Annotated in this window: 1 protein-coding gene; it reads left to right on the top strand. The window is 34.0% G+C overall.

The features are described from left to right. Positions 1–45: 45 nt before the first annotated feature. The coding region (locus IUY40_RS19245; protein ID WP_229335710.1) for a DUF2931 family protein at positions 46–517 on the top strand (472 nt) is incomplete at its 3' end.

Raw genomic sequence — 517 nt, 5'->3', positions numbered from 1 at the left:
TTTTATGAGAGCACTTTTGATTTGCCGTCCGAAGAAATAGAAAAAATGCTACAAGAAGAAAGTACAGACCCATCTAATCAAGGTAAAACCTTTGATGACACACAATCCGGCAGAAAATTAAAACACATGAAGTATGACCAGATCATTGCAGGTGTTTCTTTAGGAGGAGAAGTTACCGTTTGGATGGCAGGCATGAGAGAGCAAAAACTAATAGCCACCTATTATGCAAAAGAAGTCCCAAATGTAAAATGGGAGAACATATCTGAATACGGTACTCGTGAAGAAAATATGCAAGACAACATGGATAAAATATTTTCAGAAAAAGTAAAACAAGAAATAAAAAGTAACACATTGCCCTATACATTATGGCAAACCTATAAAGAAAAATACAATTGGTCCTTTAAACTAATAGGTAGTAATGGAGAGCAATTAAATGAGATTTATTTTAGAATGATCAATGCGGAAGAAGAAAGTGTGTATAGCAACAATCCTTTATTAAATAATGATCCTCCTCAGC

The organism is Flavobacterium sp. ALJ2 (assembly GCF_015594725.1).
Lineage (GTDB): Bacteria > Bacteroidota > Bacteroidia > Flavobacteriales > Flavobacteriaceae > Flavobacterium.
The sequence above is the reverse complement of the archived record's forward strand: the minus strand, read 5'-3'. Positions and strand labels throughout refer to the sequence as shown.